The following is a 21,695-nucleotide window of genomic DNA, read 5'->3' as shown; positions in this document are numbered from 1 at the left end:
AGCCGCAGCTCAACGCGGCTGCGAGGGGTCCGGGAAGCGGGACGGCCGAAGGGACCGAACGGGGGGCGCGGGGGCTCAGCGCCGAGCGGGTGCCCGCCCGGCCAGGTCCGCGATCAGGGCGGCGATCTCGGGCCACAGCGCGCGGGGCAGGTCGTGGCCCATGCCCTCGAACACGGTGAGCCCGGCACCGGGAACGGCTGCGGCGGTCGCCCGGCCGCCGCTGGGGTCGCACATCAGATCCGCGGCCCCGTGGACCACCAGGGTGGGCACCCGCAGCGCGCCGAGCAGCTCGGTCCGGTCCCCCGAGGCCAGCGACGCCACCGCCTGCCGGGCGATGCCGAGCGGGTCGTAGGCCCGGTCGTAGGAGCGTCCGGCCCGGTCGGCGACCGCGTCCTCGTCGATCGGGAAGCCCGGCGAACCGAGGGCCCGGACCACCCTGAGCATCTGCTCGATCACCTCCTGACGGTTCGTCGGCGGCGTCCCCACCAGCGCCGCCAGCGCCCCGGGCTTGGACTGGCCCACGGCGAGGTCACCGGTGGTGGACATCATCGACGTCAGCGACCGGACCCGGGCCGGGTGTTCGATCGCCACGGTCTGCGCGATCGCACCCCCCATCGAGGCGCCGACCAGGTGGGCGCTGTCCAACCCCAGCGCGTCCAGCAGGCCGACCGCGTCGGCCGCCATATCGGACAGGGTGTAGGAGGCCGAGGACAGGTCGCCGGCGAGCGCCGCCGGCAGATCGGGCACCGGGGCGTCAGGGAAGTGCGACGACAGCCCGCTGTCGCGGTTGTCGAACCGGATCACCTGCAGGCCGCGCGCCGTCAGCTCCGCGCAGAACCCCTCCGGCCAGCCGAGCAGCTGGGTGCCGATCCCCATGATCAGCAGCACCGGCGGCGCCTGGCGGTCACCGAAGCGCTGATAGGCCACCTCGATGCCGGCCGGACCGATGTTCCACACCTTTTCCTCAGCCACCGTCACACCAACTCCTCGATCGGGCAGGAGGCCTGACTCTATCCAAGGGAGCCCGGCAGATACCGGACCCCCGGCGCGGGCGTCCGCGGGGAGGGCCGGACGGGTCCGAGCGGCATACTGGGGGCGTGGCTGCTGCTGAGGGTTCAGGGAATTGGTGACCGGGAGCTATCCGAAGGGGCGGATCCGCCGGGAGGACATCATCACGGCCACCGTCGCGGTGTACGCCGAGGCGGGATACCACGGTTCGTCCCTGCGGGAGATCGCCCGGCGGGTCGGCATCACCCACGCCGGCCTGCTCTACTACTTCCCCACCAAGGAGGCGCTGCTCGCCGCGGTGCTGGAACGGCGCGACGCGGAGGACACCGAGCGCGAGCGCCTCTCCGAGCCGCCCGGGCTCGAAGCCCTGCGCCACCTGGTGGCGCTCGCCGCCCACAACATGCGCCATCCCGGCATCGTCGACCTGTACTCCAGGCTGGCCGCCGAGGCCGTCGCCGCGGACCATCCCGCCCACGACTACTTCGAGCAGCACTACCGGATCGTCCGCCGCTACGCGGTCGACTCCTTCACCGAGCTGGCCGCCCGCGGCGAGCTGCGCGAGGGCGTCGATCCGGGGTGGGCCGGCCTGACCCTGGTCGCGCTGATGGACGGGCTGCAGGTCCAGTGGCTGTCCGACCGCGAGGCGGTGGACCTGGTCGGCTCCCTGCGGTTCTACCTGCAGAACCTGCTCACCGTCCCGCTGGACCAGGGCCTGCCGGAGGGCTGACGAAGGACCTGCTGCGCAGGCTGTCAGCGGTGGCCCTGCGGCCATCCCGCTGCGTCGAACACGGCGATGGGATCCAGGTAGTCGCGCCAGTGCGTCACCTTGCGGTCCTTGACGGTCACCACGGAGACGAAGCGGTTGTCGTACGGTCGGCCGGTCTGGACCGACGTGCCGTGCACCTCGTATTCCAGGACGACCACCGAGGTCTAGTGGCAACGCCGTGTAGTTAGGGCGGCCGGGGCCGTGTCAAGGGTCGCTTGTGAGCATGGTGACGCTGATCGTGGCTTTGTAGGTGGCTCGGTCGATGACGGGTCCGCGTGCGTTGTACTTGGAGATCGCTCGTTTGACGATCCGGTCTTTGGTGCGGACCCGCCGTGCGGGCAGTAGATGAGCCAGCACATGGCGGCCGATGGCTCCGACCAGGTCGATCACGGTCTCGGTTGTGGTGCCCGCGGCCAGGACGAGCTGGTCGCGGGCGGCAGACAGGGCGACGGTGAAGCCGGCCCGGTCCGGGTCGGTGCCAGGGACGCTGTCGGTCGCGTCCGTCATGGCGGTCCGCAGGACCTGATAGGCGACCAGCAGCGCCCAGATCTCCTGCTCGACCCCGGCCGGTGTGCGGGCGCGCAGGACGCGTCCGCCGAGGATTGTGGATTTCAGCTCCGCGTAGGTCGTCTCGACCTCCCAGCGTTCGTGATAGAGCCGTATGAGTTCGGCGGCCGGGTGCGTCGAGGGGTCGGTGAGGGTGGTCAGCAGCCGGTAGTGGCCAGTGCGGACGCCTTTGGAGGTGACGATGCTGATCTCGGCGTCGATGACCCGCACGGTCAGCGCGCCGAGCCGGGCCAGGAACGAGCCGTCGCTGCAGCGGGCCACCGGCGGCAGCCTGCGAGCGGACTTGCACCGCACCAAGAGGTGCGCACCGCTGGCGGCCAAGCGGTTCAGCAGATCGGTGGCGGCGAAGTTCCGGTCGCCCAGCAGTAGCATCCCGGCATGCAGGTCGCCTGCCAGCCGGCCCGCGTACTCCAGCTCGCCGGTGGTGGCCGGGCCGAACGCCGCCCCGATCACCGCCCTGGTTCCACAGGCCACCAATGCCGCCAGCCGGACCTGCGGATAGCCTCCGGAGCCGTTGTTGCACCGCTGCTTGGTGAACAGCGTGAGGTTCGCCGGAGTGTCCGGCACGGGCAACAGCGTGCCGTCGACCGCCACCACCAGCAGCCCGCGCCAGCGGGCCTGGACCGCTGTCGTCGCCACCGGCCCACGTACCAGATCGAACAGCGCCTTCAATGGCGCCGCCCCCAGGCGCTGGCGGGCCTGACGCAATGCGCCGGCGCTCGGCCTGACCGGCGCCGGGCCCGCCAGGCCCGCGCACAGCCGGTCGAAGACCTGCTGATAGCCCAGCCCGGCGAACAACGCCCCGGCCAGCAGGAGATACACGGTCACTCGCGCCGGCAGCAGCCGGACCCGCCGCTGGACCGCCCTCGTCCCCGCCAGTACCTCATCGACCATTTCGAACGGCACGATCCGAGTCAACTCGCCCAGATGGCCCGGCGCGAACGGCCCTACCGCAGCCACGACTTCACAAGGGATGACAGAATCAGCACGCAACGGAGCTCCTGCAGAACAGTGATCTTGGCAGACACGGTTCTAACAGGAGCTCCGTTCATGCATCAGGCGACTTGACACACCAGCCTCATGCCTAACTACACGGCGTTGGGTCTAGTGGTCCCGGTGGACGCGCAGATTGTCCGCGCCGCGCAGCTTCATGTAGTCGCCGTAGTCGCTGTAGAGGTCGATGATCCCTTGCCGCCCCTCGACCTGCCGGGGATACCCCGGCACCGAGATCACGTACTCGAAGACCACGTCCTCGGCGAGGAGGTCGAAGTAGTCCTCCCCGTCGGCCAGGCCGTCCAGCCCCTCCTTGATGATGCGGAAGAACGGACTGTTGGCCCCGAAGGGTGCGTCATCGCCGACGGTCCTGCTCATTTCGCCTCCGCGGTCCAGGCACGGGCGTTGCGTTCGGCGAACTCGCGGAAGGTGGTGGCCGGCCGGCCGGTGACCCTCGCGATGTCGTCGGTGGGCGTGGAGCCGTTGCCGGCGACGATGGCGCCGGTGAGCCAGCGCAGCATCACCGCGTACTCGGCGGGGACGCCTGCGGCGACCGCGCCGCTCAGCCAGGCCTCCTGGTCGATGTCGTTGTAGAAGACGGGTCGACCGCTCACCGAGGCGATGGTGTCCGCGGCCTCGCGGAAGGTGAGGGCCTGCGGGCCGGTCAGCGAGTAGGTGGCACCGGCGTGGGCTTCCGGGGCCAGCAGCGTCTCGGCCGCCACCGCCGCGATGTCCGCCGCGTCGACGAAGGCCTCCTTGCCGCCGCCGCTCGGGGCCGTGATGACCCCGTCGATGACCGGGAGGTGGTCGTCGGTGAAGTTCTGCATCACCCAGGCCGGACGCAGGACGGAGTGCGTGACGGCGCGCCGGGAGGCGAGGTCGGCCTCGACGGCGGCGATGTCGATGCCCGCCGGCGCCTGGTCGGCGTTGTGCGTGCTCAGGAAGGTGACGTGGCGCACCCCGGCGGCCTCGGCGAGGCCCAGGAAACGAGCGACGTCGTCGCTGTACCTGACGCGCAGGACGGGGGTCACCAGGTACAGGCGGTCAACGCCGGCCAGGGCGACCTCGTGGGTGGCCGGGTCGTCCCAGTCGAATCGGACGTCGGCTCCGCGGCGCGCCGCGGTGCGGGTGGTCATTCCTCGTGCGGCGAGCTTCCCGGCCAACAGTGAGCCGGTCCTCCCGGTGCCGCCGAGGATGAGTGCGGTGGATGCTTCGTTGCTCATACCTCGATGATCGGATCGCCGGGCAAGCCAATCCATGCGTATTCCGCTCGATTTCCTATCCGAAGCTCTCGCTGCCTTGACCCCGGCGTTCGTTCCAAACAGTCTGGTGCCATGGACCTTCTGGCTGACCACCTGGTGCGGGCACGCGCCACCGGCGCGGTGTTCGCGCGGACGGTCGCCGAGCCGCCGTGGGGGCTGCGGCTGGGCGGCTCGATCCAGCTCGCGGTCCACACGGTCGTCCGCGGGCGGGGTTACCTGTGGCTGGACACCCCCGGCAACGCTGTGGAGCTCTCACCGGGAACGGTCACGCTGGTACGCGGCGGGCCGAACCACTACATCGGGCACGAGCCGGGCGCCGACTGCCTGGAGCCGGAGGAGTTCCGGATCCGGCACGCCCAGGCCGGCCCGGATGACAACCCGCAGGCCACGGTGTTCCTGTGCGGGGCCTACCAGTTCTCCGGCGAGGTCGGCAGCGGACTGCTGGACGCACTGCCCCGGTCATGACCCTCGCGGCGTCGATCGACGATCCCCTGCGGGACGTGATCACCCTGCTTTCACGTGAGCTGCTCCGCACCGAACCCGCGCAGCAGATTGTGCTGGACCGTCTCCTTGACCTGCTTCTGGTACTGGCGATCCGCAGCGAGTTCCGCCGCAGCGCGACCGCACCACGCTGGTACCGGGCGTCGGCGGACCCGCGGCTGGGCACCGCGCTGCAGGCCATGCACGAGAACGCGGCCCACCCGTGGACGGTCCCCGAACTCGCCGCGGTCAGCAGTCTGTCCCGGGCCGCCTTCGCGCGGGCCTTCCGAGACGCGCTCGGGCAGGCTCCCATGCAGTACCTGACCGAATGGCGGATGACCCTCGCCCGGGAGCACCTGCGCGCGGACGGCCTCACCCTGGCCCAGATCGCCGATACCGTCGGCTACGGTTCGCCCTTCGCCTTCGCCGCGGCCTTCCGCCGCCACCACGGAGATCCGCCCGGAACCTGGCGCAAGCGGGAACGAGCAGCCGCAGAAACGGGACAGCTCACCACGCACCCTGGCTCGTGACCGCGGACAACGGGGCAACGAGCCAGGGCCGCCACCGGCTGTCCGACGCAAATGGTCGGACCCGCCCTACAGCGTCCGCGCGTAGGGATCCCAGTCGACCGGTAGCGCGGGCGGCACGTCCACCGTGCTCTGGACCTGCACCGGTGCGCCGCCGGCGATCGACTCCTCGATCGACTGCATCGCGTCCAGCACGTGGTACGCCAGCTCGCCCGAGGCCCGCTCCGGCACGCCCGACCGGATCGCCCGGCCCAGCTCCAGCAAGCCCGTCCCGCGCGAGGCCGCATGCCCCTCCGGCACCAGCTCGGTGGGCTCCGGCTGACCGAGCAGATGCAGCAGCGTCGACCCGTCGAACCGGTTGGGGTCCGGGAGCACAGCCGTGCCGAGGGTGCCGGCCAGCTCGAAACTGGTGCGCGGCAGCGCCGAGTCGAAGGTCAGCACCAACTGCGCGGAACCGCCCCCGGCGAACTCCAGCAGCGCGGTGACCGTGGTGTCCACCGTGACCGCGAACTCGGTGCCCGCCCGCGGCCCGGAACCGATCACCCGGGTGTCGCGGGCCCGGCCGCCGGTCGCGGTGACCTGGCGGATCGGCCCCAGCGAGTTGACCAGCTGGGTCAGGTAGTACGGGCCCATGTCCAGCAGCGGGCCGCCGCCCTCCTGGAACAGGAACTCGGGCGCCGGATGCCAGCTCTCCGGCCCCGGCGACTGGAACAGCGCCAGCGCGGTCCGCGGCTCGCCGATCCGGCCCGCGTCCACGGCCCGCCGCGCGGTCTGCAGGCCGGCGCCGAGCACGGTGTCCGGGGCGCTGGCCACCCGCAGGCCCAACTCCCCGGCCCGGTCCAGCAGTTTGCGAGCGGCGGAGCGGTCCAGCGCGAGCGGCTTCTCGGTCCAGACGTGCTTGCCCGCCTCCAGCGCGGCGAGATCGACCTCGACATGCGCCGCCGGGATGGTGAGGTTGACGACCAGTTCGATGCCGGAGTCGTCCAGCAGTTCGGCCACCGTGCCGGAGCGCGCCACGCCGTGCGCGGCTGCCTGGGTGGCGGCCCGCTCGGTGTCGAGGTCGGCGACCATCTCCACCCGGACGTCGGGGAAGCTGGAGAGGTTCTGCAGATAGGTCTCGCTGATGACTCCGGCACCGATCACGCCGACCCGGATCGGCCCGGCGGTCACTGCTCCGCGCCGATCAGGAAGGCCCGGCTGGCGGCCAGTCCGGCGAAGATGTCGCCGTCGTAGCGGTCGAACTCGACCACCCGGAGCGCGTTCGGCGCCGCGGCGAGCACCTCGGCCACCGGAACCCGGCCCTGGCCGGCCGGGACCTGGGCGGACGCGTCGGTGGCCAGGCCGCCGTCCTTGACGTGGATCGCCCGGACCCGGTCGCCGAGCCCGCGCAGCAGTGCGGGCGCGTCCGCGCCACCGGCGGTCGCCCAGTAACTGTCGACCTCCAGCACCAGCGCGGGGTCGAGCTGCTCGGCGAACACCTCCAGGGCGCTGCGGTCGCCGATCCGCGACTCCAGCTCCCACCAGTGGTTGTGGTAGCCGACCGTCACGCCGTACTCGGCCGCAACCTTCGCGGCGTCGTTGAGCGCGGTCGCGGTGGCGGTGATGTCCGCCGCGACCTGCCAGTGCGTGGCGTCGACCAGGGGTTCGATGACCACGCCGATGCCGAGCTCGGCCGCCGCGGCGAACACCGCGGCCTGGTCGGCGCCGAGGAGGCTCGCGTGCGCGGTGGGCGCGCTCAGGCCGTTGGCCACAAGACCGGTGCGCAGCGCCGCCAGGTTCTCCACCACCCCGTACGGCTCGACCTGGGTGAAGCCGATGCCGGCCAGCCGGGCGAGGGTGTCGGCGGGGTCCGCCGCGAACGCCTCCCGGACCGAGTACAGCTGCACAGAAATCTGGCTCATCCGTTGCCTCCAAGGGGGTTGGCGGGAAGCGGTGACCCGCCCGCAACATTTCTACCACTCGGTCAGAATCTTAACCAGAGAGCGCTCTCTTTCCTTGTGAGCCCTTGTCAGCGGGCAGGTCTACGGTGGTCCGCATGACTACTCTTCAGAACCGACCAGGCACCGCGCTCCTCGTCATCGACGTGCAGAACGACGTCGTCGCGGGGGCCCACCAGCGCGACGCCGTGGTCGCGAACATCGCCGGCCTGGTCGAGAAGGCGCGGCGGGAGCAGGTGCCCGTGGTCTGGGTCCAGCACTCCGACGACGGTCTCGCCAGGAAGAGCGACGCCTGGCAAATCGTCCCCGAGCTGACTCCGGGGAACGCCGAGCCGCTGGTCGAGAAGAACTACGGCGACTCCTTCGAGGACACCACCCTGGAGACCGTGCTGTCGGGCCTCGGCGTCGGACGGCTCATCGTCGTCGGCGCCCAGACCGACCAGTGCGTCCGCTCGACCCTGCACGGCGCGTTCGCCCGGGGGTACGACGCGACCCTGGTCAGCGACGCCCACACCACGGAGGACCAGAGCGCCTGGGGCGCGCCGACGCCGGATCTGGTGATCGCCCACACCAACCTGTACTGGAGCGGCCAGGCCGCCCCGGGCCGGACGGCGGGGACGGTCACCACCCGGGACGTCGACTTCAGCCCCACCCGCTGAGACGGCTATGACGGGACGGCGTCCTCGGCGTGGTCCTGGCAAGGGGCGTCGAGGGCGTCGGCGAGGTAGACGTCCAACCCGGTGATCCGCAGGATCCGGTGCAGATGCTCGTCGAAGCCGACCAGGTGCAGCCGCACCCCGTCGGTCACGGTGCAGCGCCTGATCCAGATCAGCGCGGACAGCCCCGAGGAGTCGCAGGCCTCCACCCCGCTGAAGTCCAGCGTCAGGCAGTCCGGCGTGGGCACCGCGGCCAGGGCCTCGTCGGCGGCCTGGCGCAGGTCCTCGACGGTCTCGAAGTCGCACGGACCGCTGAGGGCCAGGACGAGGCGTCCGGGGGCGCTCTGCTGGAGGGTGATCGTCAGCGGTTCAATGGTGTTCATCCGTTGTCCTCGGTCGTACGGCTGTGCGGAGTCCTGGTGGCGGTGGCGGTGGTCACCGCGGATCGGCCGGTGTCGATGATGGCCAGGGTGCGGGGGAAGTCGTGCAGCTGGGCGGCGACGGCGTCCAGCGCGGTCAGCAGCGAGCGGGCGGGGACGTTGCGGGCCTCCAGGATGTCCGAGGTCCAGGCGAGGAAGTCGGCCAGGACCTGCGCCCGGTCGACATACAGCGCGGCGATCAGGAAGTCGACCAGGTGGCCGAGGTCCTCGCGGGTGTGCTCGCGCTGCCGCTCGGTGTAGCCGCTCATGGCCGGCAGCCGTTCCTGCAGCCCGGCCATGGCCTGCTCGACGAGTCGCCGCCGGCTGCGGCTCAGCAGGGTGTACTCCTGGTCGACCAGGTGCGGCAGGGTGCGGAAGGGGTCGCCCAGCTCGGGGTAGCTCAGCGCCACCCCCGGCTGCTGCTCCAGCCGCGCCACGGCGCTCTCGGCGTCCGGCGCCCAGGCGTCGGCACCCAGCAGCCGCGCGTAGCGGCCGTCGGCGCCGAAGGCCGCGCCGCCGACCAGCACCGGGACGCCGGCCGCCTGGCAGGCGCTGATGGTGGCGTGGGCGGCGGGCAGCCGGGTGGCCAGGGAGCAGGACAGCGCGACCGCGTCGGGGCCGGTGGCGTGCAGATGGGCGATCAGGTGCGGGGTGGGCACATGGGCGCCGAGGAAGTCCACCTGCCAGCCACGCAGTTTCAGCGTCTCGGCGACCAGCCGGGCCGGCAGCGCGTGCCACTCGCCGTCCACGCAGGCCACGGTGACCCGGCCGCGGCTGCCGGGCACCCGGGCCGCGCGGTGCCGCGACACCACGGCGACGGCACGGTCGCTGATGGCGGTGGCGGCGTGCTCGCGGGCCACCGTGAAGCGCCCGGCGGCCCATTCCGCACCGACCCTGGCCTGGGCCGGGGCGATCACCCGCAGCAGGACCTGTTGCGGCGTCACCCCCGCTTCCAGGGCACGGTGGACCACGTCAGTGGCCAGGTATTCGTCCATGTCGGCGAGTGCGGCGAAGAACTCCTCGCGCCAGTCGCCCAGGGTCCGGGTGTCGATCGCGTAGGCGTGACCGGTCACCTGACCTCCCGTTCGTCGGGGCACCGCCCGGTGCGGTGGCTCATCCGGTGTACCTGCCCCGTCCGCTGCCGTTCACCATGGTCAGATGCGATCCGCGGCGCGGCGCGCCCAGCGCGAGCAGGGCGATGTCGTCGTGCTCGCCGCCGCCCAGCCACTGCGAGGTGACCAGCTCTATCCGCTCCACCACGGCCTCCACCGGCATCCCGGCGCACTCGGCCAGGGCCTCGCGCAGCCGCTCGTCCTCGAACATCTCCCGGCCGCCGGGGCCGCCGCGGGCCTCGGTGACGCCGTCGGAGAACAGCAGGCACATCTCCCCCGGCTCCAGCACGGTGGTGTGGGTGGTGGAGCTGATCTCGGGCACCGCGCCGATCAGGGTGCCGCGGGTGGCGGCCTGTTCGACCGTGCCGTCCGCGCGGATCAGCAGCGGGGCCGGGTGGCCCGCGGAGGTCAGCCGCAGCTCCAGGCGGCCGTTGCCGACCGGGGTCACCCCGGCCAGGACCAGGGTGACGAAACGGGCGTCGCGGTCGTCCAGGAGCGTGGCGTTGAGGAGTTCCAGCAGCTGGCCGTGGCGCGGTTCCAGGCGCCGCAGTGCGGCCACGGTGTTGCGGATCTTGCCGGTCAGGATCGCCGCCGCCGGGCCCTTGCCGCAGACGTCCCCGAGCATCAGCAGGGTCTCGCCCGGGCCCTCGTCCTGGCCCGCGCCGGACAGCGGCAGGTGGACGTCGTAGAAGTCGCCGCCGATCAGGTCCGCGGCCCGGGCGGGCCGGTAGGAGCTGGCCAGGTCGATGCCGTCCAGGCGTTCCATCGGCGGGGGGATCAGCGCGCGCTGCAGGATGCCGGTGGTCTCGGTGCGCTCGGCGTAGAGCACCGCGGCGGAGATGGCGGCGCCGGCCCTGGCGGCGAAGATCCGGGCGAAGAGCTCCTCCTCCTCGTCGAAGCCGGCCTGTCCGGCGCGGCGGAGCAGGATCAGCGCCCCGGCGGACACGCCGTTGCCCGGGAGCGGGGTGACCACCAGCGAGCCGGGCTCGCCGAATCCCTCGGGCAGCAGCCAGGCCGGGGCGAGCGCGGGGTCGACCCAGCGCGAGGGCACTGGCGGGAACCCGGCCAGCGCGTCGCTCAGCCCCGGGACCTGGTCGACGTCCACACTCAGGGTCAGCTCCTCGATCTGCTGCCCGCGCACCAGCCGGGTCACCGCGACCCGGCGGCCCCGGGTGGGGGTCACCAGCACGGCGGCGTCCGCGAGTTGTTCGGCGGCGAGTTCCGCGGTCACCCGCAGGCAGCGGCGCTGGTTCAGCGAGGCCAGCAGCCGCGCCGAGGCCCGTACCAGGAACTGGGTGCGCACCCGCTCGTCGCTCAGCCGCTGGAGCGCCGCGCGCTCCTCGGTGACGTCCGTCAGCAGCCAGCCGGTGCACTCCCCCGGCAGCGGCTGCGCGGTGGCCCGGAACATCCGGCCGCCCACCGTGCCGTCCAGCGCGTCCAGGCCCTGCTCCGCCGCCCGCACCAGCCAGGGCGCCACCACGTCCGCGGTGAAGGCGTCCGTGCTTCCCAGACGCGGGAAGAGCGCTTCGGCGGCCTTGTTGTGCAGCCGCACCCGGGCGGGGTCGCCGGCCAGCACGAGCACCGGCGCCGCGGCGTCGACCAGGGCGCGCAGCAGCGGCGCCCCGATCACCGGGCCCGGGCTCGTCCGGGAGGCGGCGGGCGGTGGAACGGACGGGTTCGGTGCGGGTGGGGAGGACGTCATAAAGGACCACGGGCCCAGCCACGGAGGGCGCCGGGCCGACTCTTTTCTCTGTCTCGACGGCGGACAACAAGTGTTGTCGTGGGGAAACCGTCTCGCGGTGCGACGGATAAGGCAAGCCCGTGCCCGAGTCGCCGGAAGGACACAGACTCTCATGCGAGCTGACCCCCTACCCCGGAAGCCGCAGCGCATTCCCGTCGACCTACATTCAACACCTTTGGCTGGTCAGGGCGTTCACGGTCACTCCGCACCCCGCCCTGCCCTGCCCCAGGGGGTCTCTGGTCAGTGGGTCGCGAGGTGGAGCCGCACCGTCGTGCCGCCCTCGGGGGTGGAGCGGATCTGGACCAGGTCGCAGAGCTGCTGCACCAGCCACAGGCCCCGGCCGCCGTGCTGGTCGACGGTCGGGCGCACCCGGCCGACCAGGGGGTTCTCGATGTAGCCGGCGTCATGGAACTCGCAGACGAAGGTGCCGTCCTGGACCCAGGTGCGCAGCGTGCCCCGGCCCCCTCCGTACTTGGTGCTGTTGGAGGCGACCTCGGTGGCGGCGATCAGCAGCTCCCGCAGCCGGGCGGGGTCCATCCCGTGCTCGGTGGCGCAGCCGGTCACCTTGGCCCGCACCGCCGCCAGCTCGCCGGTGCGGAAGACCAGCTCCTCGGAGGGGTCGCAGGGCGCGGACAGGTCGGCGAAGGCGTAGGGCTCGTCGACGAAGGCCGGGTTGGGGCCGTGGACCCCGTCGGACAGCGCCCGCGGATGACAGCGGCCGGCCGCCTCCAGCACGGCCGGGTCCAGCAGCGTGCTGTCGTACGGGCACAGCAGCCACCAGGCCGGGGACTGCGCGAAGGCGAGGTTCAGCAGCCGCTCGTGGTAGTGCAGCTCCTCCGTCTCGGGGGGAGTGCGCAGGTCCCAGCTGGACTCGCTGATGCCGCGGACCGCGTGCCCGTCGCCGGCCCGCTTGGTGATCCACTCCTGCCAGGCCGGGATCAGCCGCCCCGGGTTGCGGCCGAGCGCGGCGACGTCCACGAAGGTGACCCCGGTGGCCGCCCCGCTGCCCTCCAGCTCGGCGCGCAGCAGCCGCTCCTTGGGCTCGGCGACCGCCACCAGCACCAGCTCGCGGCCGGCCCTGGCGTCGTCGATGAAGGACAGCGCTCCCCGCAGGAACTGGCTCTCGCCCTCGTAGGCGTAGAGCTCGTGCCGGAATCCTGGCTCGGTCATGGCACCAGCTCCACCGGGACCTGCGGGGTGTCGTAGCCGAGCAGGGTCCAGCAGCGGCGCACCGTCTGGTTGGCGCCCTCGATGACGACCTTGCGACCGGGCCGGGCCCGGGCGCAGTCCGCCAGGACCTCCATCCCGGCGGCATCCATCAACTGCAGCTCCTGGCAGCGCAGCCGCACCGTCGCGGACCGGGCCAGCAGCTCGCTCACGGCGGTGCGGAAGACGGCGGCTCCTTCCGCGTCGACCACGCCGCTCACACTCCAGCAGTCCGTTCCGGCACTGAACATCCGAAAATCGGGCCGCATCGACCAGGTGCCCAGCTGCTGCGGATGGGCGCCCACAGCCAGCTCCAAGGATGCCTCGCCGAAGCTGGCCCGGTGGTAGGCGCAGACCAGCAGCGTCCCGGTGTCGGCGACCAGGGCGTCCAGGTCCAGTTCGTGCCGGGCCACCGTCTGCGCGCTGGCCCCGGCCGGCAGCAGCCTGTCCGCCTGCGCGAGCACCCGCAGCGCGCGGAAGCCCTCCCGGCAGGCCGTGTCGGCCTCGCGGCGCAGGGCGTCCGCGTCGAGGAACAGGCCCTGGGCGGCGCCGCCGTGCAGCCGGCGGTCCTCGGCCGCGCCGACCACGAGGACCTTGTCGCCGAACAGGGCGCCGTCGGCCAGAAACGCCCGTGCGATGGACGTGAAGTCGTCACCCTGCTCGACCAGCCAGCACACATGGTCTCCGACGTCGACCAGGTCCAGGGTCGGCAGCGCACGCGTGCCCCTCACCCTGCCTCCTCGGTCGCTCCCGCTGGCACCCTACCCGGTTTCCCCCATTCGGCCGGGGAGTAGCAGGTGGTGGCGCGGGCATACGGCGCTGGCAGGCACCGCTGCCGCTGGAGGAGGACCGGATGACCACGAGTCAGCAGGGCGCCGTCCTGCCGCCCCGCCCCGCCCTCGGCCGGGCCTGGGCGGCGCTGCGCGGGACACCGGTGTCGATGTGGAACGACGACGTCTCCGACTGGGCCGCCGCGCTCACCTACTACGCGATCCTGGCCCTGCTGCCCGCTTTGCTGGTCACCGTCTCGGTAGTCGGCCTGGTCAGCGAGTCGACCACGGACACCCTGGTGGCGCACGTCAGCGCCTGGGCCCCGGCCCAGTCGGGCAGCGCACTGCGGCAGGCCCTGGGCGGGGCCACGGACCGCTCCGCGGCCTGGACCCTGGTCGCCACCGGGGGCGCCAGCGCGCTGTGGTCCGCGTCCAGCTACCTCTCCGTCTTCCGCCGCGCCCTGCACGTGCTGCACGGCGCCGGCGACACCCGGCCGGCCTGGCGCAAGGCCCATCGGATCGTGCTGACGGCCGCCGCGCTGCTGGTCCTGCTCCTGGCCAGCGCGCTGGTGCTGGTACTGACCGGCCCGCTGGCGCAGTCCCTGGGGCACGAGGTCGGGCTCGGCGGGGCCGGCGCCGCCGCCTGGGACCTGGTCAAGTGGCCCACCCTGCTGCTCCTGGTCGCGCTGCTGGTCCTGGTGCTGTTCCGGTCGGGACCGCCCGCGTCACGGGGGCTGCGCCGCTCCCTGCCGGGCGGGGCGCTGGCCGCGCTGCTGTGGCTCACGGCCTCGGCGGCCTTCGCGGGGTACGCGGAGCACTTCGGCTCCTACGGGCAGCTCTACGGCTCGCTGGCGGGGATAGTGGTGTTCCTGGTCTGGCTCTGGGTCTCCAACCTGGCGCTGCTGGCCGGAGCCCAGTTCACCGTCGAACTCGGCCGCGAGGGCTTTCCGCCTGCGGCCGCCGCGGACAGGCACGCGTAACCGGAGCGTGACCACGGGCCGGGCGGACGTGTACGTTGGTAGCACAGTGCATCCGTGCCGGGGAGGGCCCATGACCGTCAGCACCCGCGTGACCGTCAGCACCCGCGTTGCCGCGGACGTCGCCAGGGACACCGCCCGGTACTTCCCACAGCTGGACCTGTCGGATCCGGCCTCGGTCGGCCCCACCGACGCGCGGGCGATGTCGAAGGTCCTGCTCGGACGGCTGGCCGTGCTGGAGCAGGGGACGCACGAGTACCAGTACGTGCGCAACACACCCTGATCGAGCCGAACCTCGCCCTGGTCCGCTTCGCCGCCGCGCGCTTCCGCACCCGCAGCGAGCCGATGGAGGACATCGTCCAGGTCGGCACGATCGGCCTGATCAAGGCCATCGACCGGTTCGACCTCGACCAGGAGGTGGAATTCCCCACCTTCGCCATGCCCACCATCATCGGCGAGATCAAGCGCTTCTTCCGCGACACCAGCTGGGCCGTCCACGTCCCACGACGACTCCAGGAACTGCGGCTCACGCTGGCCCGCGCCACCGACGAGCTGAGTCAGCAGATGGACCGCTCCCCCACCACGGCCGAGTTGGCCGCCCACCTCGAACTCACCGAAGCCGAGGTCCGCGAGGGCCTGCTGGCCGCCAACAGCTACTCGGTCGGCTCCCTCGACGCGGGCGCCACCGGCGGCGACCCCGACGACGGCGGCGCCTCCTTCCTGGACCGCCTGGGCGAGGTCGACCCGCGGCTGGAGGGAGTGGAGAACCTGGAATCCCTCAAGCCGCTGATCGCCCGACTGAGCGACCGCGAAAAGCTGCTGCTGTCGCTGCGCTTCGTCGAGGAGCTGACCCAGTCCGAGATCGGCGTCCAGCTGGGCATCTCGCAGATGCAGGTCTCCCGGCTGCTCTCCCGAGCCGTGGCCAAGCTCCGCGAGCCCCTGCTCCAGGGGGCTTAGAGCCTTCGGGTGACCTGGGCCGGGTGCCGGGTCAGGCGCCGGCCGCTCCGCTGGCGGGGACGGTCAGCAGGATCTCGTGGTCCGGGCCCCGGAGTTCCAGCACGGACGGCGGGATCCGCCCCTCGGTGACGAAGTGGTCGCGGATACGGGCCAGGGCGGCCGGCAGCGCGGCTTCGGTGTCCGCGGACACCGGCCCCTTCTGCAGCCAGTGCACACACAGGGTCCAGGCCTGCCGGCCCTCGCTCCCGGACGGTCGGGTCGGTTCGGCAGCGACGGCGATCCCGTCCAGAACGGCCAGAATGGCCGTCATGTCCTGTGGTTCGATGCGCTCGGGGTCTTGTTCTACCAGTGCTTCGCTCATACACCGCTTCTGCCCTGTCTCGGCGGCCCCATCCGTCCCGCGGAACCACTGACGGGCATACGACAAGGAGACACGGTCATGGTCACTGTCGGCGTTCTCGCCACGTTCGAGGTCAAGCCCGGCACGGAGGAGGAGGTGGCCGCCTTCTTCAAGGAGGGCCTTCCGCTCGTCGAGGCGCAGCCCCGGACCACCGTCTGGTTCGCCTTCCGGCGCGACGACACCAGCTACGGCGCCTTCGCGGCCTTCGCCAACGAGGGGGACAGGGATGCCCTGCTGTCCTCGGGTGGCCCTCAGGTCGCCAAGAAGTACGCCCACATCTTCGCCTCGGCCCCGTCCTTCGACAAGGTCGACGTACTCGAGGCCAGGATCTGGGAAGACGGGGCCTGATCGGGCGTCACCTCACGCGGGGCGGCCCTTCTTTCCACCTTGTGAACACAGAGGCCGTGGTGAAGGGCCCACTCGCATGGAAGCCTGATCATCATTATTAGGAAACTTTCCTGACGACGGCTCTTGACGGGGTGTCATGGACGCTAGTTGACTCTGGCGCGACAAGCAGGGGCACAGGTTCTGGCAGCACTGGTTCCGAAAAATTGGTCCAGACCTTGACCCGGGGCAGCTCTGAGAGTTCAATCTCGACTTGAAGAAAGTATCGCGCCCCTGTTCAACTTGTGAATTCGGGCTGCCCGCTGACGAAACGTCACATGCGGCGGGCCGAGCACTACGGGAGCACCCCCACTTCCGACCCCTTCAGGAGGAATCCCGTGACATGGTCACGTCGAAAAAGGATCCTTGTCACCTCCGTACTGCCCGTGGCAGCGATGGCGATGGCGCTCTCAACCAACCCGGCCTCCCAGGCGGCGGGCAGCTTTCCGGCCCACTACGCAGCCCCCTACCTGCAGATCTCCAGTAGCACCGCAGGTGACATGGCGGCCGACATGAACGCCACCGGGCTGAAGTACTACACGCTGGCCTTCCTCATCCCCAAGTCCGGCTGTACCGCGCAGTGGGAGGACGGCGGCGACTCCGTCGGCGCCTTCACCTCGCAGATCAACGCGCTGAAGTCGGCGGGCGGCAACGTCATCATCTCGGCCGGCGGCGCCGAGGGCGGCGAACTCGCCCAGACCTGCACCTCGGTGAGCAGCCTGACCGCCGCGTACGCCAACATCGTCAACACCTACGGCATCACCCGGCTGGACTTCGACATCGAGGGCGGCACCCTCGACGACTCGGCGTCCAACACCCGGCGCAACCAGGCCCTGGCCGCGCTCCAGGCGCAGAACCCCTCGGTGCAGGTCGACTACACCCTCGCGGTGGACCCGTCCGGTCTGCCGTCCGAGGAGCTCGGCGTGCTGCAGAGCGCCAAGAGCGCGGGCGTCAATGTCAGCGTGGTCAACGTCATGACCATGGACTTCGGTGACGGGCAGAACGCCTACAACGACGCCATCTCGGCCGCCAAGGCCACGGCGTCGCAGCTGGCCAGCCTGTACGGGATCTCGACCTCGGCGGCCTACGCCAAGATCGGGCTCACCCCGATCGCCGGCCAGAACGACGACAACGAGAACTTCACCCAGGCCAACGCCACCTCGCTGGAGAGCTTCGCCGCCACCAACGGCGTCCAGGAGCTGTCCTTCTGGGAGGTCGACGGCTACGACAAGGGCACCGGCTACGCCTACTCGCGGATCTTCAACCAGATCACCGGCGGAACCACCACCCCGCCGACCAGCCCGCCGCCGACGACTCCGCCGCCCACCGGCAGCGGAAAGATCACGGGCTACGGCGGCAAGTGCGTCGACGTGGCGGCCGCGAGCAGCGCCAACGGCACCGCCGTGCAGCTCTACACCTGCAACGGCACCGCAGCGCAGACCTGGAGCGCGACCAGCGGAACGCTGCAGGCCCTGGGCAAGTGCATGGACGTGACGGCCGCCGGAACGGCGAACGGCACCAAGGTGCAGCTCTACGACTGCAACGGGACCGCTGCGCAGCAGTGGACCCACCAGTCGAACGGCGAGTACATCAACACCGGCTCGGGCAAGTGCCTCGACGCCACCGGCCCCAGCTCCGCGGACGGCACCCGACTGCAGATCTGGACCTGTGCGGGCGGCGCCAACCAGCAGTGGAGCCTGCCGAGTTGATCCGTCCGATCGACCGGGAAACCCCGGGCCGCCCTCACCGGCGGTCCGGGGTTTCCCGCGTCAGGGCTGTCCCGACCTGCTCAGCTCAGCGCGAACTTCTGGGCGGCGCTGCCGTTGCAGTCCCAGATCCGCAGCCGGGTGCCATTGGCCGTGGCGCCGTTCGGCGAGTCCAGGCAGCGGCCCGACTGCGGGTTCAGCAGCGAACCGTCGGCCTGCTGCACCCACTTCTGCCCGCCGACACCGTTGCAGTCCCACAGCTCGACCTGGGTGCCCTGCGCCGTGCCGTTGCCGATGATGTCCAGGCAGCGGCCCAGGGTTTCCAGTGAGCTGTTGGCGTTGTGGTACCAGTGCTGGTCGACCGCGTAGGACTGGCAGTCCCACAGCTGCACCGCCGCGCTGTCACCGCCGGTGTCATCGGCTGCGACATCCACGCACGTGGCGCCGGGGCCGATGATCGGGCCGCCGCCGTTGACCGAGAACTTCTGGGCCGCACTGCCGTTGCAGTCGTAGATCTGCAACCGGGTGCCATTGGCGGTGGCGCCGCCGGGTGCGTCCAGGCAGCGGCCGGACTGCGGGTTCAGCAGCGAACCGTCGGCCTGCTGCACCCACTTCTGCCCGCCGACACCGTTGCAGTCCCACAGCTCCACCTGGGCCCCCTGCGCCGTGCCGTTCCCGACGATGTCCAGGCAGCGGCCGAGGGTGCTGAGCGACTTGTCGGCGTTGTGGGTCCAGTGCTGGTCGACCGCGTAGGACTGGCAGCCCCACAGCTGCACCGCCGTTCCGTCACCGCCGGTGTCATCGCCGCTGACATCCACGCACTGCCCGCCGGGACCGGTGATGGTGGCCCCGGTCGCCGTGCTGCCGCCGCTGCTGCCGGAGTACCCGGCCGCGACGATATTGGCCTGCACCGCGCTGTCGGCCGCGTCCGTGGAGTAGCCGGCCGTCATCACGCCCTCGAAGAAGGATCCGATGGACGCGTTGCTGTTGTCCCCGCCGGTGCCCAGCACGATGGACCCCTCCTGGTGCATCGGGGTGTAGCCGTTCGGCGGAAGCGCCCCGCTGTACCAGGTGTTCAGGGCGCCCGACTGCGCGTTCCCGCCCTTGAGCGCGAAGGTGGTCTGGCCGTTGTTCTTGAGCAGCGCCGTGACGAAGGTGCTGGCATTGCCCTGGTTCGCGGTGTTGGAGCCACTGCCCTGGTAGAGCCCGTTCTCCAGGTCGCCGGCCACCCAGGGGCCGATGCCGGTGCACGGCGGGAAGTAGCAGTTGGTGCCCAGATTGACCGCGTCCATATGTCCGTTGCCGGTGTCGGTGACGGCGTGCTCGACATTGCCGTAGTCGAAGCAGCAGCCCGCGTTGACGTGGGTGCCGCTGGCCACCATGTACATGGACTCCGGCTGGCCGTTGGTGGCGATGCCGGTGGTGCTGGAGTCCCGGTAGCCGGTGCCGGCGGTGATGTAGACCCCGTAGACGGAGTGCCCGCCGACGGTCATCGGCAGCGCGGTCGCCGACGCGCCCCGGTCGGCCGCGCCGGCGGTGCCGGCCGGCTCGATCAGCAGGTCGTTGTGCTGGGCCGACTGGTCGTAGATCTTGGTGATGGTGCAGCTGGTGCCGGAACAGAAGGTGTCCTGGGCCGCGGCGTTGGCATAGCCGCCCGCGGCGAGGAGCCCGATGTCGCGGGTGGTGTTGTCCGAGGCCCGGGTGACCTGGTAGAGGCTGCCGTTGTAGCCGGAGTAGAGCGCACGCACCGTGCTGTGCGCGGCGACGCAGGGGGTGCCGGCGGCGCCGTAGATGTCGCACGGCAGCGTACCCGCGGCCTGCGACACCCCGGGGAGGGCGACCAGTACGCCGAGGACGAGCGCCAGCGCCGCACCGGCCGCGAGGAGAGCCCTTCGCCATGGGCCACGTCGTAACCGGTCGCCTGTGGATCCGCTTCTACGCATGGGGGTGCTCCTGGGTGGGGAGGGAGTCCAACGTTGTAACGGACATTGAGGCACTCGGCACCGGGTGCGTCAAGACTCTCCGCGCGATCCCGTCGGCGCGCTGCGGCGGAAGTTTTCGCACCAGCCATCCCACCTGGGATGATGAAGAGGACTGCGCATCTGATGATGGATCAGCTCAGATGGGCCGGAGCCAGGGGTTTCCGACAGCCGACGCTACGGCCGTGGAAGTCCATCGTTGTAACAGGTCAGTAGCCCTGCTTGCCGTAGGCGACGCTGTCGAAGGAGCCGTAGCGGTCATTGGCGTAGCGGACGCCGGCGATGATCGAGTCGACCGGGTCCAGGATGTCCTTGTGCCCGGGCAGCGACCACTCGGCGAAGGTCGGCTTGATGGTCTGGATCAGACCGTAAGTACCCCCGTACAGGGCCTGGTTGCCGTCCCAGTGGTTCTCGGCGCGGGGGTTGCCGCTGGACTCGGTCATCGCACGGGCCTTGATGGCATGGGCGTTGGGGACATGGTCCCCGTGCGCGGCCAGGACGGCGCGGGCCTCGGAGATCCAGCCCTCCAGGTTGTTCGGATAGCTCTTCTGCGCCGGTGCGCGGCCGGCAGCGGTCTTGGCGGGCGCTGCGGCCTTGGCCGCCTTGACCCCAGCCGCCTTGGTCGACCCAGCTGCCTTGGCCTCAGCCGCCTTGGCCGCCGCCGAGCCGGTTATTCGCGCCGGTGCCGCGTGGGCCTGGGCGCTGGGGGCGCCCACCGCCGTGCCCAGCACCACGGTCGAGGCGATCACCAGGTAGGCGGTCAGACCTGCGGGCGTGCGGGACTTGAGCTGCTGCATGACTCTCCTGAGGGATCTACGACGAACACGTCGTCAACGGCCACGACCGCTCGCCGGGTATCTCCCGCAGGCAACAGTCGAGGGGCTCACCGGCCGTGGACTCAGGCCGGTCGCCACGGGCGTGAACTTTTCGCCCGTACATCCACCCTCACACGATCAACGTCGCCGCCCTAGGGACCTTGTGCCCCCATCCCCGCGCCCACCGAACCGGGGCCTCCTGCCCTCCGCGCCACGCCCCGGGCCCAGCGCCGCACCCCCGACTCAGCCCGCGCCGAGGTACGGCGGCAGCGGGGTGCCCGGTGCGAGGTCCTCGGCCGGGACCGGTGTGCCGTGGCCGCGAGTGACCGGGACCACACCGCTCCAGTACGGAAGGGCGAGGTCCTCGGCGTCGTCCACGGGGCCGCCGGTGCGGACCTTGGCGGAGACCTCGTCCAGGTCCAGCCGGATCACCGCGGTCGCGGCCAGTTCCTTGGCGTCGGCGCGGCGGGAGTCCTGCGACCGTCCCGCGACCACCTGCTCCACCAGGGCGTCCAGGGCCTCGGCGCGCTCGGCCGGGTCCACCACCTGGTGCGCGGTGCCGTGGACGACGACCGAGCGGTAGTTGAGCGAGTGGTGGAAGGCGGAGCGGGCCAGGACCAGGCCGTCCACATGGGTCACGGTCAGGCAGACCGCGAGGCCGGGGTCGGCGGCTCCGCGCAGCGGACGGGATCCGGTGGAGCCGTGGAGGTACAGCCGTTCGCCGATCCGGCCGTAGAGCGTGGGGAGCACGACCGGGGCGCCGTCCCGGACGAAGCCGAGGTGGCAGACATAGCCCTCGTCCAGGATCGAGTGAACCAGCTCACGGTCGTAGGAGGCACGCTCCCGACTGCGGGTGGGGACGGTGCGTTCGGTCGGCTGGTAGGCGGCGGTGGCCACAGATTCCCTGCTCTCTATTGAACTAGTGCATAAATATCTTTGCGTTAGAACATTATGACCACCGTTTCGAGGCTCGCTCAAGCCCTTTTGGAGGCGGGTGTGAGTAGACGCACATTGCATTGTCGAATCCACGTTC

22 protein-coding genes and 2 pseudogenes are annotated in these 21,695 nt (G+C 71.3%); 8 read left to right on the top strand and 16 right to left on the bottom strand.

Annotation, left to right across the window (positions count from 1 at the left end):
* Window positions 1–75: 75 nt before the first annotated feature.
* Window positions 76–972 (bottom strand): alpha/beta fold hydrolase, encoded by an 897-nt coding sequence (locus tag ACXKR8_RS45210; protein ID WP_458270349.1) that lies wholly within the window; start codon window positions 970–972, stop codon window positions 76–78.
* Window positions 973–1,126: 154 nt separating this feature from the next.
* Between ACXKR8_RS45210 and ACXKR8_RS45205 the strand changes: the two genes are divergently transcribed.
* Window positions 1,127–1,735 carry a TetR/AcrR family transcriptional regulator gene (locus ACXKR8_RS45205; RefSeq protein ID WP_458270348.1) on the top strand — a complete coding sequence of 203 codons (609 nt, stop codon included), beginning with the start codon at window positions 1,127–1,129 and terminating at the stop codon, window positions 1,733–1,735.
* 23 nt (window positions 1,736–1,758) lie between these two features.
* Here the strand turns inward: ACXKR8_RS45205 and ACXKR8_RS45200 are convergent, their stop codons facing one another.
* From ACXKR8_RS45200 to ACXKR8_RS45185, 4 genes are all read right to left on the bottom strand, one after another.
* Window positions 1,759–1,932, bottom strand: coding sequence for a nuclear transport factor 2 family protein (locus tag ACXKR8_RS45200; protein ID WP_458270347.1), 174 nt, complete (start codon window positions 1,930–1,932; stop codon window positions 1,759–1,761).
* A 46-nt stretch (window positions 1,933–1,978) separates the two neighbouring features.
* Complete coding sequence (locus ACXKR8_RS45195; protein WP_458270346.1) at window positions 1,979–3,301, bottom strand: IS4 family transposase; 1,323 nt, start codon at window positions 3,299–3,301, stop codon at window positions 1,979–1,981.
* A gap of 144 nt (window positions 3,302–3,445) precedes the next feature.
* Window positions 3,446–3,712: a hypothetical protein gene (locus tag ACXKR8_RS45190; protein WP_458270345.1), complete on the bottom strand. Its 267-nt coding sequence runs from the start codon at window positions 3,710–3,712 to the stop codon at window positions 3,446–3,448.
* Entirely contained in the window at window positions 3,709–4,557 is an 849-nt protein-coding gene (locus tag ACXKR8_RS45185; protein ID WP_458270344.1) for an NmrA family NAD(P)-binding protein, read from the bottom strand. The genes ACXKR8_RS45190 and ACXKR8_RS45185 overlap by 4 nt, the downstream gene beginning before the upstream one ends.
* Before the next feature lie 6 nt (window positions 4,558–4,563).
* On the opposite strand from ACXKR8_RS45185, the pseudogene ACXKR8_RS45180 reads away from it, so the two are divergent.
* A pseudogene (locus tag ACXKR8_RS45180) lies at window positions 4,564–5,144 on the top strand (cupin domain-containing protein); the annotation flags it as partial.
* Window positions 5,145–5,276: 132 nt separating this feature from the next.
* Window positions 5,277–5,606 carry a helix-turn-helix transcriptional regulator gene (locus tag ACXKR8_RS45175; protein WP_462100730.1) on the top strand — a complete coding sequence of 110 codons (330 nt, stop codon included), beginning with the start codon at window positions 5,277–5,279 and terminating at the stop codon, window positions 5,604–5,606.
* Between the two features lie 66 nt (window positions 5,607–5,672).
* On the opposite strand, the gene ACXKR8_RS45170 is transcribed toward ACXKR8_RS45175, so the two are convergent.
* Window positions 5,673–6,773, bottom strand: coding sequence for a Gfo/Idh/MocA family protein (locus ACXKR8_RS45170; protein ID WP_458270342.1), 1,101 nt, complete (start codon window positions 6,771–6,773; stop codon window positions 5,673–5,675).
* A complete protein-coding gene (locus ACXKR8_RS45165; RefSeq protein ID WP_458270341.1) occupies window positions 6,770–7,504 on the bottom strand; it encodes a sugar phosphate isomerase/epimerase family protein in 735 nt (244 codons plus the stop codon). The genes ACXKR8_RS45170 and ACXKR8_RS45165 overlap by 4 nt, the downstream gene beginning before the upstream one ends.
* Before the next feature lie 134 nt (window positions 7,505–7,638).
* Here ACXKR8_RS45165 and ACXKR8_RS45160 point away from each other — a divergent pair, with 134 nt between their 5' ends.
* Window positions 7,639–8,199 carry an isochorismatase family protein gene (locus tag ACXKR8_RS45160; protein WP_458270340.1) on the top strand — a complete coding sequence of 187 codons (561 nt, stop codon included), beginning with the start codon at window positions 7,639–7,641 and terminating at the stop codon, window positions 8,197–8,199.
* A 5-nt stretch (window positions 8,200–8,204) separates the two neighbouring features.
* Here the strand turns inward: ACXKR8_RS45160 and ACXKR8_RS45155 are convergent, their stop codons facing one another.
* The 5 genes from ACXKR8_RS45155 to ACXKR8_RS45135 all read right to left on the bottom strand — a co-directional run bounded on the left by ACXKR8_RS45155 (window position 8,205) and on the right by ACXKR8_RS45135 (window position 13,405).
* Complete coding sequence (locus ACXKR8_RS45155) at window positions 8,205–8,579, bottom strand: STAS domain-containing protein (protein ID WP_458270339.1); 375 nt, start codon at window positions 8,577–8,579, stop codon at window positions 8,205–8,207.
* On the bottom strand, window positions 8,576–9,610 hold the full coding sequence (locus ACXKR8_RS45150; protein WP_458275245.1) for a cobalamin B12-binding domain-containing protein: 1,035 nt from the start codon (window positions 9,608–9,610) through the stop codon (window positions 8,576–8,578). Before ACXKR8_RS45150 ends, ACXKR8_RS45155 begins: the two co-directional genes overlap by 4 nt.
* A gap of 118 nt (window positions 9,611–9,728) precedes the next feature.
* Window positions 9,729–11,357, bottom strand: a complete 1,629-nt coding sequence (locus ACXKR8_RS45145) for a PP2C family protein-serine/threonine phosphatase (protein ID WP_458270338.1) — start codon at window positions 11,355–11,357, stop codon at window positions 9,729–9,731.
* A 351-nt stretch (window positions 11,358–11,708) separates the two neighbouring features.
* Window positions 11,709–12,638 (bottom strand): anti-sigma factor RsbA family regulatory protein, encoded by a 930-nt coding sequence (locus tag ACXKR8_RS45140; RefSeq protein WP_458270337.1) that lies wholly within the window; start codon window positions 12,636–12,638, stop codon window positions 11,709–11,711.
* Window positions 12,635–13,405, bottom strand: coding sequence for an MEDS domain-containing protein (locus ACXKR8_RS45135; protein WP_458270336.1), 771 nt, complete (start codon window positions 13,403–13,405; stop codon window positions 12,635–12,637). Before ACXKR8_RS45135 ends, ACXKR8_RS45140 begins: the two co-directional genes overlap by 4 nt.
* Window positions 13,406–13,527: 122 nt before the next feature.
* On the opposite strand from ACXKR8_RS45135, the gene ACXKR8_RS45130 reads away from it, so the two are divergent.
* Both ACXKR8_RS45130 and ACXKR8_RS45125 read left to right on the top strand, forming a co-directional pair.
* Window positions 13,528–14,424 carry a YihY/virulence factor BrkB family protein gene (locus ACXKR8_RS45130; RefSeq protein WP_458270335.1) on the top strand — a complete coding sequence of 299 codons (897 nt, stop codon included), beginning with the start codon at window positions 13,528–13,530 and terminating at the stop codon, window positions 14,422–14,424.
* Between the two features lie 70 nt (window positions 14,425–14,494).
* Window positions 14,495–15,378, top strand: a pseudogene (locus ACXKR8_RS45125) (RNA polymerase sigma factor SigF).
* Window positions 15,379–15,409: 31 nt separating this feature from the next.
* Here ACXKR8_RS45125 and ACXKR8_RS45120 read toward each other — a convergent pair.
* Window positions 15,410–15,688 (bottom strand): hypothetical protein, encoded by a 279-nt coding sequence (locus ACXKR8_RS45120; RefSeq protein ID WP_462100119.1) that lies wholly within the window; start codon window positions 15,686–15,688, stop codon window positions 15,410–15,412.
* A gap of 129 nt (window positions 15,689–15,817) precedes the next feature.
* On the opposite strand from ACXKR8_RS45120, the gene ACXKR8_RS45115 reads away from it, so the two are divergent.
* Window positions 15,818–16,126, top strand: a complete 309-nt coding sequence (locus ACXKR8_RS45115; protein WP_458270332.1) for a hypothetical protein — start codon at window positions 15,818–15,820, stop codon at window positions 16,124–16,126.
* A 437-nt stretch (window positions 16,127–16,563) separates the two neighbouring features.
* Window positions 16,564–17,871 (top strand): ricin-type beta-trefoil lectin domain protein, encoded by a 1,308-nt coding sequence (locus ACXKR8_RS45110; RefSeq protein ID WP_458270331.1) that lies wholly within the window; start codon window positions 16,564–16,566, stop codon window positions 17,869–17,871.
* 80 nt (window positions 17,872–17,951) lie between these two features.
* Here ACXKR8_RS45110 and ACXKR8_RS45105 read toward each other — a convergent pair whose 3' ends face one another.
* The 3 genes from ACXKR8_RS45105 to ACXKR8_RS45095 all read right to left on the bottom strand — a co-directional run bounded on the left by ACXKR8_RS45105 (window position 17,952) and on the right by ACXKR8_RS45095 (window position 21,559).
* Window positions 17,952–19,811, bottom strand: coding sequence for an arabinofuranosidase catalytic domain-containing protein (locus ACXKR8_RS45105; RefSeq protein WP_458270330.1), 1,860 nt, complete (start codon window positions 19,809–19,811; stop codon window positions 17,952–17,954).
* A gap of 245 nt (window positions 19,812–20,056) precedes the next feature.
* Window positions 20,057–20,644, bottom strand: a complete 588-nt coding sequence (locus ACXKR8_RS45100) for a transglycosylase SLT domain-containing protein (protein ID WP_458270329.1) — start codon at window positions 20,642–20,644, stop codon at window positions 20,057–20,059.
* Between the two features lie 261 nt (window positions 20,645–20,905).
* Window positions 20,906–21,559, bottom strand: coding sequence for a pyridoxamine 5'-phosphate oxidase family protein (locus tag ACXKR8_RS45095; protein WP_458270328.1), 654 nt, complete (start codon window positions 21,557–21,559; stop codon window positions 20,906–20,908).
* Window positions 21,560–21,695 lie beyond the last annotated feature (136 nt).

It is taken from the genome of Streptacidiphilus sp. PAMC 29251, assembly GCF_054208735.2.
The sequence above is the reverse complement of the archived record's forward strand: the minus strand, read 5'-3'. Positions and strand labels throughout refer to the sequence as shown.